Annotated in this window: 1 protein-coding gene; it reads left to right on the forward strand. The window is 51.9% G+C overall.

Features of this window, described 5'->3' with window-relative positions; all coding sequences use genetic code 11:
- On the forward strand, positions 1–233 hold a 233-nt coding region (locus HMPREF2765_RS09280; protein ID WP_246824941.1), incomplete at both ends, for a DUF6318 family protein.

Here is a 233-nt window from a genome sequence, read left to right on the forward strand (position 1 = left end):
CCTGACGGAGAGTACCGCAAAGCCGACGAGTACGGTCCTGCGCAGAACGTCCAGGAACCCCGCAAGGAACCCGCACAGTACCCTGAGACTGAACAAGGCCTCTACCGCATGATGAAGGACTGGGTAGTTGCGCACAACTACGCAATCCAGACCGGTGACTGCTCCTACGCATTCAAATATGTAACAGAAGATGCAGAAGAATATGAGTTCTACCTGTATATTCAGGGTCTTTA

Origin of the sequence: Rothia sp. HMSC062H08, from assembly GCF_001810775.1 — a bacterium.
Taxonomy (GTDB): domain Bacteria; phylum Actinomycetota; class Actinomycetes; order Actinomycetales; family Micrococcaceae; genus Rothia.